The sequence below is a fragment of the Luteolibacter arcticus genome (assembly GCF_025950235.1).
Lineage (GTDB): Bacteria > Verrucomicrobiota > Verrucomicrobiia > Verrucomicrobiales > Akkermansiaceae > Haloferula > Haloferula arctica.
Genome location: NZ_JAPDDT010000006.1, coordinates 171,733 through 190,823 on the forward strand (window position 1 = coordinate 171,733; position 19,091 = coordinate 190,823).

The following is a 19,091-nucleotide window of genomic DNA, read 5'->3' on the forward strand; positions in this document are numbered from 1 at the left end:
GCCATGTGAGCCGCAGGCGGCGCGCATCGATCAACTGGTTAATGCAGCGCTTCGGCATGTAGCAGCTTTGGACCTTCGATCAAAGGCTTGAACGAACAAAGCGTTCCTTGCAGCTGACGAAATATGAATCGGGAATGAGTTCATGGATCGGTGGTGCTTGAGGTTGAGTTTTCAGTTTGCGGGCGGGCTCTATCTCAAAGTGGACCCATGCGTGGCAGGCCAGATGAGAGCTTGCAGTCGCTCTCCACTCATTCAACCCTTTCGAACTCACCCGGCTTCCAGGTCTTGTCGAACCACGGCTCCAGCGGGCCATAGAGCCGGAAGAGGACGTTCCAGCCCTTGCCGGGGACAGTTTGCACCCAGTTGGATTCATGCCCGGCCGGGGCGCTGGGGCCGAACCAGACATCGACTGACCCATCGGGGTTGGTCACGACCCCCTTGTCTGTGCTATTGACACTCGGAAACGGCTGGTCGGTTTGCAGCATCGAGCGGGTCTGATTGTCATACACGGTGAATGACCAGAAATCCTTCATGGGGATGTTAGGCGGCAGGTGGATCTTGTAGGTCTTGCTACCCTCGAGCCCCTTGCCCTCTGAGTCAGTGGTCGCAGCGGCGTACTGGGATCCGATGCCGACCATCTTCATCGCCATGGCAGGAGTGATTCCGGTGGCGTAGTAATGCATCAGCACTCGGGCATCGAGGTGTCGCACCCCGGGTTGGGAAAGGAAGTCGTAGCTGCCGCCGGGCATGTTCGAGAACCATGCACTATTGGGATAGTAGTAAGCCTCCTTCATGCGCGGACGGAATGTAAGGGCACGCGCCGTCACATTCCCGACCGCGACGGCATCGGTCAGAATCCTTTTCATCCGCTCGTCGGGTGCGAAAGGCTTGCCTTTCTCGATTCCGATGGATGCCAGCAAGCCCAGGGTTTCAGGATCGAGAGCCTCGGCAGGTTCCTCTTGGACGATCTCGTTCACCTCCTCGTAGAAGTGGAAGTTATTCGCATGCACGGTGTTATTCGGGACGCCGGACATGTTGGTGAATTTCGACGCCGGCGGATTGGCCGCCTGCGAGAGCGGATAGATCTTCAGGTGCTTCTTGATGCTGGCCACGGCGGGCTTTGGATCTCCGTTGATCAGAAAGCCCCGTCCTGCCATCCAGAGACCGAACGTGTTCGGACGCATCACGAAGTAACCTTCCGGGACGTCGCCCTTGTAGCCGGGCGGGAGGAACAGGAATTTGCCGCCCTTGCCCTTGTCCGGGCCGGCATTTCCGAAATCGCAGACGTAGCGGAACCAGTGGTCGTCCACGAGACCCAGGGTATTCGGAGGGGTCTCCATCACGATGGGGCCATTCTTGGTGTCGAGCCAGCTCATGTAGTAGACCACCGTGGTATTCGCGGTCAGCCATAGCGCCTTGGAGTTCATCATCTCCTCGAAAATGATCACGCCGCCGTCCATGCCACCGTGCTCCCGTAGCGCGGGACGAAACGCGGTAACCGCCGCGCCTGGCATGGCGTTCAGGAAAGCCTGGACACCGCGTTGGAAATCGAGGTTGTCGTAGACCTTTTGCGTGGTGGCGTCGTCCGGGAAGCCGTCGGAAAGATGGAGAGTCCCGATGCTGGTCTCCACGCTGTCCGGCGTGGTGATCTCGGGTGGGATCTCCGTGGTCATTTTTAGTTTCGGCGCGGTCTCCGCTGGAAGGAGAGGGGCCGCAAGCGCGGTTGTAACGAGCCCGGCAACGAGGTTTCGGATGCGATTGGTTTTCATGGTCGTTTCTTCGAGTGTCTGCCTATTTCACCGGTTCGATCTCGCCGGGGCGCCAGGTCTTTTCGAACCAAGGTTCGAGAGGGCCGTAGAGGCGAAGGATGGTGTACCAGCCCTTGTGCGGCACGGTCTGGATCCAGTTCGATTCCTTCCCCGCCGGAGCTGTGGGACCGAAGTTAAGCTCCACGGAACCATCGGCGTTAGCGACCAGTTGGTCCCGCTTGTTGTTCTTGCTCGGGAAGGTCTGGGACGTCTGGAGTTCCGAGCGCGTCTGTGGGTCGTAGAGAACGACGGACCAGAAGTCCTTCGCGGGCACGTTGGCAGGGATGTTCAGCCGGTAGTGCTTGCTTCCGTCCAGGTAGCTTCCCTCCGTGTCCTGCTCGGTGTAGGCGTACTGCGAACCGACTCCCGGGATCTTCAGTACCATTGCCGGGGTGTTCACGGTGGCCTGATAGAAGAACAGGGTGCGAGCATCGAGATTCCGCCCGCCCACTCCACCTTCGCTCAACCATTGATAGTCGCCGCCGACGAATGCCGCCTTCCACCGACTATTCTCATAGTAGTAGGCTTCCCGGTCGCGGGTTTCAAAAATGAGCGCCCGCGCCGTCGCATTGCCCACCGCCACGGCTTCGGTCAGGATTGTCTTCATGCGGGCGTCCGGCTTGAAGGGCTTGTCCTTGCGGATGCCGATGCTGCTGGCCAGGCCCCGCAACTCAGGGTCGATGAATTCAATGGGCTCCCTGGCGATCACATGAGCCAGCTCCTCATAAAACTCGAAGTTATTCGCGTGGACGGTATTGAAAGCCTTTCGTGACCCGTTGATGAACTCCATGGCTGGCGGGCTGCCGGCCTGGGAAAGTGGGTAGACCTTCAGTCCCTCCCTGAAGTTCCTGGCTGCAGCATCGGGTTTGCCATCGACCAGGAAGCCCCGCAGGATCAGCCAGTTCACGTAGGAAGGCGAGCGGGCCTCGTGGTAGCCGCTTGGGACTTCGCCCTTGTATCCCGGAGGAAGGATCAGGTACTTGCCGCCTTTTCCCCGGTCGGGGCCCGGTGCGCCCATGTCCACCACGAAGCGGAAGTAGGCGTCATTCACCGTGCCTGGTCCGCATCCTGGCGGGATCTCGACGACCGTCGGGCCGTCTTTCTCCAGATCGAGGATCACCGACGCGTATACCGTGTCGGTATTGCCGGTGAGAAGTAACGGGCTCGAGTCGAGCAGCTCCTCGAACATCAAGCACTGGTTCGGCTTCGTCGCACCCTGTTCCACCATGCCCCGGCGTATCCCCTCAATCGAAGCCGCCGGGACGAAGTTCAGGAAGGCCTCCACGCCCCGCATGAAATCCAGGTTGTCATAGACTCTACGAGTGGTGTCCTTGCTGGGAAGGCCATCGAAGAACTTGAGCGTTCCGATCCGCGTTTCCACGGTATCGGGCGTCATGATCTGCTCGGGGATCTTGTGGTTGTAGCCCGGCGTTTTCTGTGCCCACACGGACGATGGTCCCAAGGTGAGCGCGAGGAATAGAGTGGTGGTCTTCATGAAAAGGAATTTTTCTTGGAATAGTGCTCGTGATCGAGGCTTGGGAGTTACGGTGCTGCCGGGAAGATGTTCTTCCAGTCGTCCTTCATGTTCACGACGGTCCAGCCTTTCGCGGCGGCTTCGTCGAGGCCCTTGTCGAGCTTCTGGTCGGGGTCGTGGCGGTCGTAGGCAAATTCACGCACAGCGTCGGTGTGGTGGACGTAGAGAGCGAAGCGGGGACCGCTACCGGCCCCCGTCCATTGGAGCATTTGCAGGTCGCCGTCGGAGTTGCCAAAGGCGGCGATGGGGCGACGGCCGATGTAAGTCTGGATGCCTATCGGCTTGCCTTCCTTGTCGTCGTTGAAATTAAGCGCGGGTAGCTTGATCAACGCCGGCTTGCCATCCTTCATCTCGAACTGAAGCTTGCCGCTGCTGCCGACGACCTGCTCAGGCGGAATGCCATAGGTCTTTTCCGCAAAAGCGCGCATGAACTCCACGCCACCGCCGGAAACGATGAAGGTCTTGAATCCGTTCGCACGCAGGTAGGCGAGCAGTTCGAGCATTGGCTGATAGACCATCCCGGTGAAAAGCCGCTTGGTCGCGGGATGCTTGGCGGTAGCGATCCAATCCTTCACGATTTTCTCGAACTCCTCCGTGGTCATGCCGGCATGGGTGGCCGCAAGCATTTCGAGCAAAGCGGGTTCGCCACCCGAAAGCGAACCCTGCAAATCGCCCTTGAGCAACGAGGCGAAGGGTTCCCTGTCCTTCCATTCGGGATGTTGCGGCGCGAGCGCTCTCACCCGGTCGAGGATGAAGAATATTTGAACGGGCAGCGGCTTCTCACACCAAAGCGTGCCATCGTTATCAAAGGTGGCGATGCGCTCGGCGGGTGGGACGAAATCGGCCGAACCTTCCTTTGTCACTTTCCCGACGAAAGCGACGATGGCATGCTTGGGCGCGGTATCGTTCCACGAGGGTAGCGGATCCTGAGCTTGCGCCCCGGCAAGCCCGGCGATGGCAGTCGCCAGCAAGGCAAACCTGCTGCGGATGGTTTTCATGCGTTTCTCTGGATTTGCGTTTGCTGCCGAGGCTGCGGGCCGCTTCGGACGAGGCGACCCGCGAGCGAATCCTCACCTTGTCACTTCACGTAATGGATCGTGCTCTTGCCGAGCTTGCCGTTGAAGGGGAAGGGCGCCTTGTCGAAGTAGTCGAGCGAGACGGGCGAGCCGAGGTCGCTACCGAGGTCGAGGCAGTCGTTCGCGGTGAAGGCGAGCGGGGCGGTCGTCGGCACTTTCCCGGTCGCCACTTCCTTGCCGTTCACCTTCAGGATGATTTCCGCCGCCGCACCGGGATGTGGGGAGGCAAGCTTCGTTTCCACTTCGATCTTGGCCTTGCCGGCGGCCAACTTTTCCTTCGCCTTGATCTGGGTGCGCTCGATTTCGAAGAGGTTGTACTCGTAGCTGAGGATCCCGTCCTTCACGTAACAGGTGAGGCCTCCGGAGAATGCGCCGAGGGCGTAGAGCACGCCGTTCGCGTCCGCCGGGACATCGACTTCGAGGGTCACGACGTTGTTGAACTTGCCGATCTTCGGTGCGGCGAATTCCGGCATCCGCGAGACAGGACCAGTAAAGGTCCAGTCGCTGTAGGGGGTGGCGGGACCGTCCTCGGGATGTACCATTGTCCACAGACCGCCGCCGATGGGCAGGTTCAGGTTCTTCGCGGATTCGGCGAGGAATAGCGACTTCATGGCGGACAGCTTGTCCGGCATCCTGGCGGCGAGGTCGTTGGCTTGGCTCCAATCCTCGTCCAAGTTGTAGAGTTCCCAGGTGTCTTTCTCCGGGTCCCACTTGCTGATATCGGGACGTCCCGGCAGCCAGGGCGTGCGAGGGCCGAAGGTGCAGGCGAACCAGCCTTCGTGATAGATCCCGCGGCTCCCCATGATGTCGAAGAACTGGGTGGGCTTGTGACCCTTTGCCTTCGGATCGGCGAAGGTGTAGGTCATGCTGATTCCGTCGATCGGTCCTTGCGGGACGCCGTTCACCACCTGGGGCGGGGTGATCTTGAGCACGTCATAGATCGTCGGAACGATGTCGTTGACGTGGTGGAACTGCGCGCGGGGCGTGTCGTCGTGCTTGATGTGCTTTGGCCAGGAAACTGCCATCGGCTGCCGGATGCCTCCGAAGTGGGCACCCACGAGTTTGGTGGATCTATAGGGTGTGCTACCCGCCCAGGCCCAGCCGGCATGGTACATGTTATCGGCTTTCGGTGAGCCCAGGACGTCGAGGCCCCCGAGATCAACCATGGCCTTGATGTGCTGCTCGATCTTGGTTGGGATGCCATTCTGAGCGAGAAGCTCGGAGAGGCTGCCATTCTGGCCTTCGGCGGAGGAACCGTTGTCACCCCAGATGTAGAAGATCAAAGTGTTCTCCAGTTTGCCCTGCTTCTCGATCTCATCGATGACGCGGCCAGCGTTGTAGTCGGCATGCGCCGCGAAGCCTGCGAAGACTTCCATGAGCCGGCGTTGAAAGGGCTTCTCGTTCTCCGGGATGTCATCCCAAGCCGCCATCGTTGGGGCACGGGGGGTGAGTTCGGTATTCTCCGGGATCCAGCCCAGTGCCTTTTGCCGCGCGAAGGTGCGCTCGCGATATTTGTCCCAGCCGTCGTCAAACTTGCCCTTGTACTTGTCCACCCACTCCTTCATGATGTGGTGCGGGCCATGCGCGGCGCCGGGTGCCCAATACATGAAGAACGGCTTGTCCGGCGCAAACGCCTGCTGTTCGCGCAACCAGTTGATCGCATCTTCAGCGATGTCCTCGGAGAGATGGTAGCCATCCTCGGGGGTCTTGGTCGGATGAACGATGGTGGTGTTACGTACCAGATTCGGCTCGTACTGCGATGCCTCACCCGCGAGGAATCCATAAAAGTATTCAAAGCCGTACCCCGTAGGCCAGTAATCGAATGGCCCAGCCGCGGTGGTTTGCTCCGCAGGGGTATTGTGCCACTTGCCCCAGGCACCGGTCTTGTAACCGTAGGCCTTCAGCACTTCCGCGCCGGTCGCCGAGGACTTGGGAATGGTGCCTGAGAACCCATCCCAGTCGTTGGAGAGTTCACAGATCTGGCCGTTCCCGATGCGCGTGTGATTGCGTCCGGTCAACAGCGAACCGCGCGTCGGCGAGCACATCGCGGTGGAGTGGAAGCGATTGAAGGAGATGCCCGCCTTGTGCACGCGATCAAGGGTCGGGGTCTGGACCTCGCCGCCATAGGTAGATGGCAGGCCTGGGCCTGCGTCATCCATCAGGATGATGAGGATGTTGGGAGCGTCCTTGGGTAGCCGGGCAGGGGCGATCCGCTTTTTATAGATCGAGTCCTGCATGGAGAGACCCGCGGTGGAAGCCGTGGGCGTGGGCGGGAAGGGCAGTATTTCCTGCGCAACCGACGCGGGAGAAAAGACCGCTCCCAAGGCGATCGCCACGGATCTTGAAATGATGGTGGTGTCCATAATGGTTGGGTTGATAGAGGGGAGTCAGGCTGTGGGGGTGAGTGGAGCGCCTGCTAGATGACGTGGAACAGGGTAGGGCTACACGAGGCGGTGGAGTCGGCCTGGCGGGGTTTCTGGTCTCCGCGTTGTCATGGGCGGTAAGGAGAATCAGCGGCAAAAAGCGGATGCGGCAGGAAGCGAGTTGGATCTTGAGATCCAGCCCATTGGTGCCCGGCATCGTCGCAGAGGCTGCAATGCAGCCCCTCTAGGAACCTGACCGCGGCGAGGAAGGACTTGGCGGAAAATCGTAGGCTTCTAAGTCGAGGCTGTTAGAGATCCTCGCCCGAACCAAAGCGGGGCATGTGCAGGTTTTCTGATTGTTGTTAAAGATCGTGGTTCGCCGGAGAGGCAAGTATCTACGATGGGCTGAAGGGGTCGCGTCCGCCATTGCACCTTCGTTCAACGGAGCGAAGAAATTCTCTTAAGCGAAGTTGAAGACTAAATGGATTCCACTGGAGTGGGGGAGGGGCAACAAGCGTGCAGCCACTGCACCGGAGGAAACTTAAGCCGCCGGTCAGCAGGCTGGTTATTCCGGAAATCACTCGTTAACCTTGAGTCGGGCGAACAGCTTTCCACCGGCCGCCAAGGCACGCGGGATGGACACCGTGATTTCATCCGGCGCAGCGCCATTTTCGGTCACCTCGACGACGATGCCGTCGGCATCGGGCACGGAGCTGGAAGCATCGAGAATGACATCACTCCAACCGGTGAGATCCGACCCCCACTGGACCAACTCGGTGCCCGCGTGGGCCTCGGCGTCGTCGCGGCGCTTGAAGCTGAGCACCACGTGCGTGGCATTTACGGTCGTGAGCGGGAGAATAGAGCCGTCCACGGCCATTGGATTGCTGTCGAGGTAGAACTCGAGCAAGTTGCCCGTGCCATCGTGGTCGGGATCGTCGCTGGAACCGTCGAGGCCGTGGGCACCGGCCCATACGAGGTAGGGATCTACAACAAGCGCACCCGTGGCTGCCACCGAGATGGTGCCGGAGGTCGCCAAGTTGCTGGTGTTCCAGAGGAGGCCCTCGCCAAGAGTCGGGAGGGAAACCGTGGTGAAGCTGCCGCTGCGGGTGGTAGCGCTGAAGAGTTGGAACGAATCGCCCGCCTGCAGCGCGTCCCCACCGACGTTGGAGACCTGCAGCGTGCCGCCATAAGTGACGGTGGTGATGCCGCTGATCTTGTCGTTCGAGAGCGTGCTGCCGGTGCGGCCGATTTCCATCGAGGAAGTGCCGGACAAGGCGAGTGACTTGCTCGACAGCGTGAGGGTGCCGGTGTCATCCACTCCCGGGGCCAGGGTGCCGCCGCTCTGTACCGTGACTGCTCCGCCAAGTATGCCGGTGCCGCCCAGCGTGCCGCCGCTTTGCACAGTGGTGGTGGTGTTGGCGAGCGAGCCCGTCAGGACCAAGGTGCCGCCGCTGACGGTGGTGGCTCCGGTATAGGTGTTCGCTCCGCTGAGGGTCAGAGTGCCCGTGCCGGCTTTGGTCACGATTACCGCGCCGGCCGCGGCCAGGGCGGTTTGAGAGATGACGCCGGAAAAGTTTCCGCTGGCAATGCTAAGCGTCGCATTGGTGGCTGCCGCATTCTTGGTGATCGTCCCGTTTCCATTCAGCGCACCCACGTAGGTGGTGGTGTTTGTCAGGAGGGTGACATAGCCCCCGGAGGCGATGGTGACATTGTTGCTGTTGGCACTCGTCAACGTGCCGTTGAACAGCCCGAGGTTCCCACCGCCGAGAACTTCGATACTGCCGGTGAAGTTGTCGAAGGCAGTGGTGCTGGTGCCGAAGCTGGTGCGGTGGAAGGGACTGGTGGTAACGGGCCCGGGACTGGTGTCGATCTGCAGGATACCTGCCCCGCTAAGCCCGCCGTTGATGACCGTGGACCCTGCCGAGCCACTGGAGCGAACGGTTCGCAGGGTGCCCCCCACATTGATTGTCCCCGTGTTGAGCGTCAGGTTGCCATTGAGTATCAGGTCGAGTGTGCCGGTGCTGCCGGAGGGCACGGCCAGCGTATTGCCGGATCCCAAAGCGCCGATGTGGGCGATGGCCAAGGTGCCGTCTGTGATCGTGGTGCCGCCGGTGTAGGTATTGGCCGCGCCGAGGACCAAAGTGCCCGGACCCGTCTTGATCAGACCATCGTTCCCCGCCAGGACGGCACCAAGGGTGGCGGTCTGGTTTAGGACGGTGATCAATGGGCTGCCGGTGGTGACGTCGAGCGTGAGTGGGCCTGCACTGCCGGTGTTGAGGATCCAATCGTGTGACGCCGTGGTATCGCCGAAGGTCAAATGGCCGACCGTGCGCGCGCCATCGAGCGTTACAGTGGCGTTAGCCGCCAAGTCCAGCGTGGCGAAGTTCGCGATCTTGTCGGCACCGCTGGCAATGACACCCCCATTCCAGTTGCCGGTAGTGGTCCAAGAACCACCCGCCGGATTCGACCAGGCGATGCCGGTGACCATGATCTGCAGGGTAGCGGTCGTGGAGGCGTTGGAAGCATCCGTCACCCGCATGACAAAGCTGTTGAGTCCGCAATCGCTGTCCATCGGCGTGCCCGAGAGCGCGCCATTGGAGGCCACACTCAGCCACGACGGTCCGCTGACTCTGGAGAAGGTGAACGTGTCATCCTCATCCACATCGCCGGCGTCTCCCGCGATGCTGCCACTATAGGCGACGTAGCAGATGCTTTCCAATTTCGTGAAGGGATCGGCGGCGAAGGTCGGCGCGTCGTTGGTGTTGGACACGTTGACGGTCAGGGGTGCTTCGGCTTCGCCGGTCGTCGTGTCCCGCACGCGGAGCACAAAGTGGTTCGCCCCCACATCCCCATTCAGCGGGATGCCGCTGAGGGTGCCATCCGAGGCAACGCTCAGCCAGGCCGGACCGGAGACCTTGCTGAAGGTCAGCACACCCGGCGAGTCAATGTCGCTGGCATCCCCAGCCACCGAACCGCTGAACGCGGAGTCTTCCGCAGCGCTGTCCTCCGCCAGTGGCCCGAAGACGGGATCATCGTTGTCCGGAGCAACGGTGACTGTCACCGTCGCCACTGCGGTCCCGCCGCGCGTGTCGGTGAGCGTGTAAGTGAATTCGTCCATCCCGAACCAATTCGTTTCGGGCGTGTAACGGATCTGGTGCTCCTCAATGGTCACCACCCCATGCTCCCCTTGGGTCACCGATTCAATCTCAAGGAAAGTCGAGTCGAAATCGGTATCGTTATCAAGAACGCTCAACAATGTGGACTCGTCTTCCAGAATTGCGAAGGTGTCGTTTCCCGCAACCGGCACGCGATTGACCGCAATCGTGCCATTCGCCAGAAGGCCGGTCGTGTCCCATACGAGCCCCTCATCCAGCGTCGGCAGGGTGAAGGTGCTGAAGTTGCCGGAGTAGCTGGTGGCGGAGAACAGGACGAACGAACTGCCCGCGGAAAGCGCCTCCGTATCCAGTTGGCTCACCGTCAGGTGCCCGCCATAGGTCATGCTGGTGATGCCCGCGATCTTGTCGTTCGAAACGACTGAGGCATTCTGGGTGACTTCCATCACGGTTGTGCCGGACAGGGTGAGGGCCTTGCTGGCCAACGTGAGCGTGCCGATGCCGTCCACGCCCGGGGCGATCGTGCCACCGCCCTGCACCGTCACCGCGCCGCCGAGCGTGCCGGTTCCTGCGAGCGTGCCGGTTTCTACGGTGGTGACCGTCGGTGCCAGTGAACCGGTGATGATCAAAATGCCGCCGCGGACCGTGGTGGTGGTGGTGTAGGTATTCGCGCCGCTCAGGGTGAGCGTGCCGACGCCGGATTTGACCAGCGACACGCCGCCGGTACCCCCAATCAGGTTCTGCGCGATGACGCCGGAGAAATTCCCGCTGGCAACGTCCAGAATTGCCGTGCCGCCCGCGTTCTTGGTGATCGAGCCATTGCCGGTCAAGTTGTCGATCACAGTAGTGAGCCCATCCACAAGGCTGAGGTAACCACCGGAGTCAATGTTCACGTCCTGACCGGTGAGAGTGCCAGGAGAGAGAAACAGGTTTCCGCCATTCAAAACATGGATGTTCCCGGTGAATCCGGCATACGCCGTCGGGCTGGCAAAAGTGCAGCGACCTTGAAGACCGGAAGTGGAAATCGGAACCGCACCGGCTTGGGTATTTCCCACTTCAAGAGTTCCGGACCCTGTCAGTGCCCGGGAAAAATTGGTCGCGCCATTGCTTCCGGCGGAGCGCGTGACGCGCAGCGTGCCGTCCAGCGTGATCGCGCCGGTGCCGAGCGTCAGTGTGTTGTTCGGCACGCCGCTGCCGACGACATCGACAATGGCGCTGTCGTCCGCCGCCACCGTCAGGGTGTTGGCCAGCGTCGGCGACCCGGAGATGTAGTTCACACGCAGAGTACTCCCATTGCCGAGAGTCACGCCGCTGTTCCCCAGCGCCCCGACATTGCCAATCGCAAGAATGCCTTCGGAGATCGTCGTGCCGCCGGTATAAGTATTGGCGCTGGAGAGAACCAGCGTCCCTGGTCCCGCTTTGGTCAAGCCGTCATTGCCTGCCATGGCCGCGCTGAGGGTCGCTGTTTGGTTGAGGACCTTGATCAGCGGCCTGCCGCTGGCAACGTCGAGCGTGAGCGGACCGCCGCTGCCGGTGTTGACGATCCAGTTGTGGGATGGCGTGGTATCGCCGAAAGTCAGATGGCCGATCGTACGGGCGCCGTTGAGGGAAACGGTGGTATCCGCAGTCAGGTCCAGCGTCGCGAAATTCGCGATTTTGTTCGCCCCGCTCGCGACGATTTCGCCATTCCAGTTACCTGCGGTGGGCCACGAACCGCCCGCCCTGTTCGACCAGGCGATACCCGTTACCTTGATTTGTAGCGCAGCCGTCGTTGTCGCACTATCGCTGTCGGTCACCCGCACCACGAAGCTGTTGAGTCCGGAATCGCTGTCCGCAGGGGTTCCTGACAGGGTGCCGTCGGAAGCGACGCTCAACCATGCCGGACCGCTGACCTTCGAATACATCAGCGTGTCCCCTACATCCATGTCCGTAGCCTCACCATTGAGGCTGTCACTGTAGGCAACCAGGCAAAGGGCGTCCGCCTTGAGGATCGGATCGGCCGTGAAAACGGGAGCGTCGTTGGCATTGGCCACCGCGATATTGAGCGTGGCCGTTCCGAAGGTCCCCCACACATCGGTGACCTTTACGGCGAATGCGTTCGCGCCAACGTCTTCATTGGACGGAGTTCCAGAAAGCGCGCCGTTCGAGGCGACGTTCAGCCACGCCGGACCGGAGACCTTGGAAAAGGTGCGTGCATCGCCATTCGCATCGGTCGCATGGCTGGAGAGGGATGCTGAGTAACCGCTGTCCTCGGTGGCACCGTTCCCGTTGACCGGATTGGAGGTGAAGACGGGCGCTGCATTGCCGATGATCGAAATGTTCAGCACTGCCGTGTCGGTCTGGCCGGTGTTGTCGGTTACTTGCACGGTGAAGGAGTTCACCCCGACGTTGGCCCCGGTCGGCGTGCCGCCCAACGTGCCATCGGCAGCCACCGTCATCCACGCGGGCCCGCTCACCTTGCTGTAACTCAGAGTCGTGCCAGCATCCGGGTCCGTGGCGCTGCCCGCCAAGGTGCCCACATAGGGGCCGTCCGCCCCCCAGGTCACGCCTGAGGCCGGGTCATTGGTGAAGGATGGCGCGGTGTAGCCCGGATAGGAATTGTAGAGAGCCAGTACCTCGCCGTCGGTCATCGGCGCGCTGTGGATCCGGAGATCATCCATGCGGCCAGCCCACAAACTGGTCGTGGTCCCGGAAGTGACACCAATCAACGTCGATGAACTGTTCTGGGGAATGCTCAGCGTAGTGTTACCTGTGGTCTTCAGAATGCCGTTGACGTAGAATCTCACACCACCCGCGGTGTTGGGCTTGAAGGAAACGGCAACGTGCTGCCATTGGTTGGCCACCAGCACCCCGCTCCCGGTATCACTGTTGATCCCCGATATCCCGAACAGAAGCCCGGTGCCGTTGGTCCTGAAGCTGTAGCTGCCCGTCTGGGTGATGAGGGTGCGCTGGCCGCTGAGACTGGTGGGGTAAATCCACAGACTCAGGGTGACACCCAAACTGGTATTCACCGCCGCAGCTCTCGCATAAGGTACGGTAGTGGTTGATCCACTCAGGAAAAGGCTGGAGGAACCCACACGGGAAGCTCCCCAGGCGGCGGTGTTCTCCAGCGTGAGATCATGCTCGGTTCCCGACGAATCGATCGAGGTCGTGCCGGTTCCCTCATCTACCTTCCAATGCGCCGCGAGGTATTGATTGACCGGGATAGTAAGCACGGTGGCATCGCTCAAACCCGTAGGATCATTGACGCGAACCGTGAACGAATTCGTGCCAACATCCGATGAAGCGGGAGTGCCACTCAGGGTCCCATCCGCGGCAACCGTGAGCCATGCCGGCCCACTGACCTTAGTGAAGGTGAACGTGGTGCTGGGATCTACATCGGTGGCGGAGCCCGCGAGCGTATCGTGGTAGGCCACGTCGGCCACAGCGGGCGAACGGGTCAGCGTGGTGGGAATGACCGGCGCGGTGTAAGTCGGGTAGGAACCTGCCATTGTCAGGATTTCCTCTTTGCTCAGGATCGAGCCATACACGCGGATGTCATCGAGTCCGCCGTCGAAGTCGTCATTGACCCAGTCGGACGATTTTCCAATCAGCGTGGGATGAGTGCTCTGATTGAAGGTTCCCGCCGGCCGTGTCACCCGCAGTGCTCCATCGATGTAGAACTTGATGCCTTCGGGGTCGTTCGGCTGATAGGTCACGACCACATGCCTCCATTGGTTGGAGTTGATGCCCAAGTTTCCCGAGTTTTGGTTGACGGCCGAAGGGATCCCCAGTTCCAGAGTATTTCCGACAAGCTTGAACGCGTAGCTGCCCTTCTGCGAAATGATCGTGTCCTTGCCCGAGCGCGTGGCCGGGTTGATCCACGCCGCGATGGTGAAGCCACCGGTAGTGCTGAGGAAGGGTGCCTGCACATATTGGCCGGAGCCGCCCACGACGCCGAGGGAGGAAGCGCCTTCCCGGCTTGGCACCTTCCAAGTGGCTCCGCTGAGAGCGGCGGTCTTGCCATTGCCGGAAGAATCCGCGGCCGTCGTGCCGCTGCCTTCGTCGAAATGCCAGCGCGCTCGCAATTGGGAGGATACCACCGTGAGATTCACTATGAGGTCGGAGGATCCGTGGCTGTTGCTCATCTGGATCACCGCGATGGTGGATCCGAGGTCAGACGTCCCGGGAGTGCCGGTCAGTTCGCCATTCGCATCGACGCTCAACCAGGCCGGTCCGCTGACCTTTGAAAATGCCGGAGCACCTCCCGTTCCGGTCCAAATCGAGGACCACAGCGATCTTTTGATCCCGAGGTCCGTATGGACCGTGAAGGCGATCGAGGACTCCAGGAATCTCGGCGGGTTCCCGGGGATCACGTAGCGTGCCTGGATATCAGAGTCGGACAGCGCCCGCGAATAAATCCGCGTGTTGCTCAAGCAGTGCCGGTCCTTCTGGCCTCCGCCCAATGTGAGGGCGCGGCGGCCGTCGAAGATGACATCCCCGGGTGAGAAGGCGTTGCTCTGGGTGGCGACCCGGACACCGTCGAGGTAAATCCGGACTTCATTCAAGGTCCGGTCAAACACGCTCGCGACATGGTACCAGCGGCCGGGGATAAAGTCCCGAACCGAAGAATCGAGATTCTTCTTCGGAGCGGACGCATTGAAAGGATGCCAATAAGTCCTCAAACGGTAGCCACCGCCTGACGGATAGACATACATGTTCCAGCCGTAGTTCTGCTCACCACCCCAGGATTTGGAAGCGATGGTCGCGTTCCCGAGAGCATAGTCATCACAGCGATACCAAGTCTCGAAGGTGTAGTTCCCATCCAGGATGTCGAAGCCGCAGCCGTTCTTGTTGATCGAACTTTCGAACGGAGTGCCGGTATCCAGCGTCAGATCGGTGGGCGTCACCTTGCCGGTCCCCACCCGGATACCGCCATAGCCGGACTCATCATTGCCGGATTCCGTCGACACGGTTCCCGGAGAAAAGACGCCCCGCCCCAGCGGGGCCGGGACTGAGTCATTTGCGAAATTCCCGTTGAGAATGCTGGCATCCGTGGTGGCATGGGCGCCGGTAACGTTGTTTTTGGCGAAGATGCCGTGGTCCTCGTCGAACTTATACTCGGCCATCAGATCGTTATTCACCACCTCGATGTGGACGAGTTCCTTCGTCTTCAGATGCATGGTGGAGCTGTCCTCCGCCGAGTAGGCGATCATGTCCTTTCCGACAAAGCCGCTGGCAGGCACATAGCGCAGGCTTCCATCCGTGTTCCGGGTTACGGTGCCGCCCTGCCGGGTGGTAGGCGTCCAATCGGAAACGATCAGAGTATCGCCATTCGAATCCCAGTCATTGGCCAGCACGTCGATATCCTGCGGCGTGTCCATCGTGACACGGGCGGCGTCCACATGAGTGTAGGGATGGAGCGGATCGAGATAATCCAGGGCCTTCGGAAACCATCCCGCATCGATGTAGTTTTTCCGAGAGCCAAGCATCCTCTGGGAGGTGATGGGGCCGATGGAGGGCCAGTTGCCCCCTTGGGTATCCCCCTGATACCCCAAGTGGGAGGCGTTCCAATTGTGGGTGTTTTCGTGGTAGAGGACACCATACCCGACCCCCACGCCATGGCCCATTACGCTGTTGGAACTGTTCCCCTCCGAGACCCACAAGCAATCCCAGCGGGAGGGCGTCAACAACGGTTGCTGATTCCATGCGGAGAGTGTCGAACCTCCCGGAAAGCTATCCTTGCGGACCACCACCGTGGTAACATTCAGACGGGTCAGGCAACTTCGCAGCAGCATCTGCTCGTAGATCATGGCATTGCGCTCGAAGGCAAGCAGGGTGTCTTCGACATGCTGACCCGCGCCATTGTAGGCGACAACCAGCAGGTCCGCCCCGAGATCATACTCGACGATATCGCCATAGTTGACCGCGACCGCGGGAGTTCCGACGGGATGCGAGGTGCCGGTTGGAACTTTCGGCCCCAAGAGCGGGGGCCCGGTGCTACCGGCGCGCGGTGCGGCGATTGTCTGGGACGGCATTGTCGCTGGACTCAGCGGAGTGACCAGTTGCGAGCTGACATCGACTGACACGGTCCACCTCAGATTCTGGGAATATTCCAAGTCATAACAATAGGCATACAAGTTGTTGTGCGAATCGATTCCAGCGAGCACGATTGCGTTCGAGTTTCCCTCGATGGTTCCGCGGAAGGACCGGACCTCAGGGTCCGTGGTCATCTCCACATAGCCGTTGGCGGAATCCCAGGTCAGAAGTTTGAAATCGGAGCTACGGACAGAGCGTCTGTGGAGATGGAGAGTCTGGGCCTGACCCTCAACCGTCACGACAAGTTTCACGTCATCCGGCATCGGCGCGGCGTTCACCGCCATTCCGCCACAAGCCAGGACGCCGACCAAGCCCGCCCAGTGGAAGATCGATTTGGCCAACGCCGGAAGCTGTCGGGCAAGGCTGGATCTGCTGCCAAAATCCGCTCCCGGTTGGATGATCGGCGAGTCGGCGTGTGGCCGGGTGATAGGAGTTCTGCATTCCGGATTTTTCATGGAGAATGATGTGAACATTGGGTTTTGATCGCCCTGTCTTCCGACCCGCGTGTGACCGGAGGATGGGGTTTTGATGACGAATCCGATCTCGCTCATGGCTCCTTGAGCCACCTTCCCTTTGAAGGCATGGAGCAGGAGTTTTCCTGAGCTGATCTCCGAGCTTCCGGGGAGTCGTTGATGCAATCACATATCGCACATCATTCGCAATGGACGATGATGGGATAGCGATGGATAATCTTACTGCCACGCAGATAAAACGCTGCGATGCAGGCCAAACGCGACGAGTAGTTTTACCGGCGACTGTGGGTCGATTTGAAGAGTTCCGACCCGTCGGCACATTGGAACTCAAACGCCGTGCGGATTGCTCCGCGCGGCGCTCTTGGTTCCCTCTCTTGACCTCGACGGGAAATGCATATCACTCGCCGTCGGCGGCGAGCCGGACGAGCCGTCTATCGCTGCGTTAATGAACAGAGCCCGCGCTAAGGAGGTGAGTGATGTAGAAGAGGCCGGGCATTCCACGAGAAGGTTTCGAGGGATCGGGAACGGCCCTTAAGCTCGGGGACATTAATGGAGGCAAGTGATAGGCGCACGCTCAAGGCGTCAAGATGACCGCGAAGCCGTTGGAAGGGGCCACGGACAGTTTCAGTTGGGTCGTGTGGTCGGCCGGTTGCGTGTCGATGCGCACCTTGGTGGTGGTGGTAACGGCAGGATCATCGACGAAGATCTCAGCCTTGTAGGACGTGGCTGGATCGAGGAATTCGAGCGGGACATCGAAGGTCCGCGCGGTGGCTCCGTTCAGCCCGGCCAGGAACCACACCTTCCCCTTGCGCCGCGCAATGGTCGCGTGGCTGCCGGGATAGCCGTCGAGGACACGGGTCTCATCCCAGGTAGTGGGCAAGCGTTCGAAGAAGGTCAGCTCGGGAACCTCCTCCAAGTTGGCGGGGTTGAATCCCTTAGCCCCGGGAAGCGGCGGCGAAGCAGCCGGGCGGTCATACCAGAAGAGGAACTGCCAAGGGCTGAAGATGCACACCGACTTGGCGAGCTGCGAGGCATGCGAGCCCATCTTGGTGACGCGCGGCGCGAAGTAGCAGTTCGTCTGGTCAGCTGGACCGGCGAGACCGCGGACGAAGACGCTGTTGAGGACGGTGGCATTACTCGGCGATTCCTCGTCACCGCGGATGCCTTCCTGGGTCATCAAGTTTGGATAGGTCCGCGACATCCCGGTCGGCCGGAAATCATCGTGGATGTCCACCAGCAGGTGGTGGTCGGCACATTTTTTCACCGCTTGGTTTAGCCAGCGGGTGGCGGCTTGGGAGCCGGCGGTCACGTAGCCGAATTTGATGCCGGCCACGCCCCACGACTGGTAGAGAGGGGCGATCTTGTCGAGTTGCGGGGTCAGGGCGACCTGGTTGACGTAGAGGATGACGCCCACGCCCTTGGTCTTGCCGTAGGCGATGACGGACTCGACATCGAGTGGCCCGGGCGAGCGCTCGGGATCGGGTCCCGACTTGCTGGCATCCGAAGCGCGACTGGTCTCCTTTCCATACCAACCGGCGTCGAACAAGACATACTCCAGCTTGTGGGCGGCGGCGAAGTCGACGCAGGCCCTGCCGCCCTCAGTGGTCAGGGTGATATCCCGGAGCACCTTGCCTGGGCGGATCCACGAGGTGTCGGCCACTTGGGAGGGCTCGCATAAGTTGAGCATGAAATGATTGCCCTCGAGCATGGCACCAGGCGATTGGGCGACCCGCACATAGCGCCAGGCGCTGGTGAATGAGCCCTGGAATTCCATCCGGCCCCCGATGCTGGCGTTTATGGTCGAGGTTTCACTCCGCGTGAATTTCGTCACGGACGCGTCCGCCAGCGCCGCTTCGCCGAAGGCGGCAAAGAGATCCGGCGAAAGTTCCGCCAGCACGGGGCCGACCGATGAGCTCATCTTGGCGATCGGTGCCTTGGAGATGGGAGCTTGCGTGCTGCCGGAGACCCAGACCTGGGTCGTCTCCGGCAATGGAAAGCTGGTTTTTTCCGCCATCACAGTGCCACTGCCTTCGATGAGGTAGCGGAGTGCAACGCCCTCGTCGTAGGCGCGCACCTGGAGCTTCACGCCGAACGAGCCTTGGCCGGCATGGGAGATGGTGAGGGTTTCCTCGCGATAATTGTCGGGGACCGTGGAGCGTTCGCCGAAGGGGTTGGTCCACTCAGTGCTGGAACTCTTCTCGACGACCCTCTCGATGGTTCCTTCATCGCCGACGATGTCGGCCTTGTCGATTTGGATGCCGAGCGCGCCGTGGGTGACCACCGGGCGACCGGAGTACGTCACGCTATGGCTCAAAGCCTGCGAAGTATCGTCGCGTTCGAGTGTGAAGACCAGTGCGCCGCCGGGACTGGCCAGCGTACGTTCGATCACAAGGGCGGCGGAAGCGGGTGCCGCCGCGATCAGGGGGAGCGCCAGCAGCGCGGTTGGATTCAGGATGTTCATGGCAAGGGGTGTGTCGGTGTCTGGGTCGATCGGGGGGCAGGGAAGGGGACAGGTCAGCGACCCATGCTTGATCGGGTCATTCGAACAAGTTCCACAACTATCTGGGCGAAGGAAAGAGCAGGGGTGGAGCATCCATGGCGCAGGAGCGATTGAGACCGCCGGGGACTATCTGCCCCAGCGGATTG

General features: G+C 60.8%; 6 protein-coding genes. All 6 read right to left on the reverse strand.

Going from position 1 to position 19,091, the window contains the following annotated elements:
* Positions 1-248: 248 nt before the first annotated feature.
* Entirely contained in the window at positions 249-1,769 is a 1,521-nt protein-coding gene (locus OKA05_RS15130; protein WP_264488005.1) for a DUF1254 domain-containing protein, read from the reverse strand.
* 22 nt (positions 1,770-1,791) lie between these two features.
* Entirely contained in the window at positions 1,792-3,303 is a 1,512-nt protein-coding gene (locus OKA05_RS15135; protein WP_264488006.1) for a DUF1254 domain-containing protein, read from the reverse strand.
* 47 nt (positions 3,304-3,350) lie between these two features.
* Entirely contained in the window at positions 3,351-4,340 is a 990-nt protein-coding gene (locus OKA05_RS15140) for an HAD family hydrolase (protein ID WP_264488007.1), read from the reverse strand.
* A gap of 80 nt (positions 4,341-4,420) precedes the next feature.
* Positions 4,421-6,781 (reverse strand): arylsulfatase, encoded by a 2,361-nt coding sequence (locus OKA05_RS15145; protein WP_264488008.1) that lies wholly within the window; start codon positions 6,779-6,781, stop codon positions 4,421-4,423.
* A gap of 577 nt (positions 6,782-7,358) precedes the next feature.
* Positions 7,359-16,313 (reverse strand): tandem-95 repeat protein, encoded by an 8,955-nt coding sequence (locus OKA05_RS15150; RefSeq protein ID WP_264488009.1) that lies wholly within the window; start codon positions 16,311-16,313, stop codon positions 7,359-7,361.
* 706 nt (positions 16,314-17,019) lie between these two features.
* The gene (locus OKA05_RS15155; protein WP_264488010.1) at positions 17,020-18,906 is read right to left on the reverse strand and encodes a glycoside hydrolase family 97 protein; all 1,887 of its coding nucleotides are present in this window, start codon (positions 18,904-18,906) and stop codon (positions 17,020-17,022) included.
* Between the last annotated feature and the right edge of the window lie 185 nt (positions 18,907-19,091).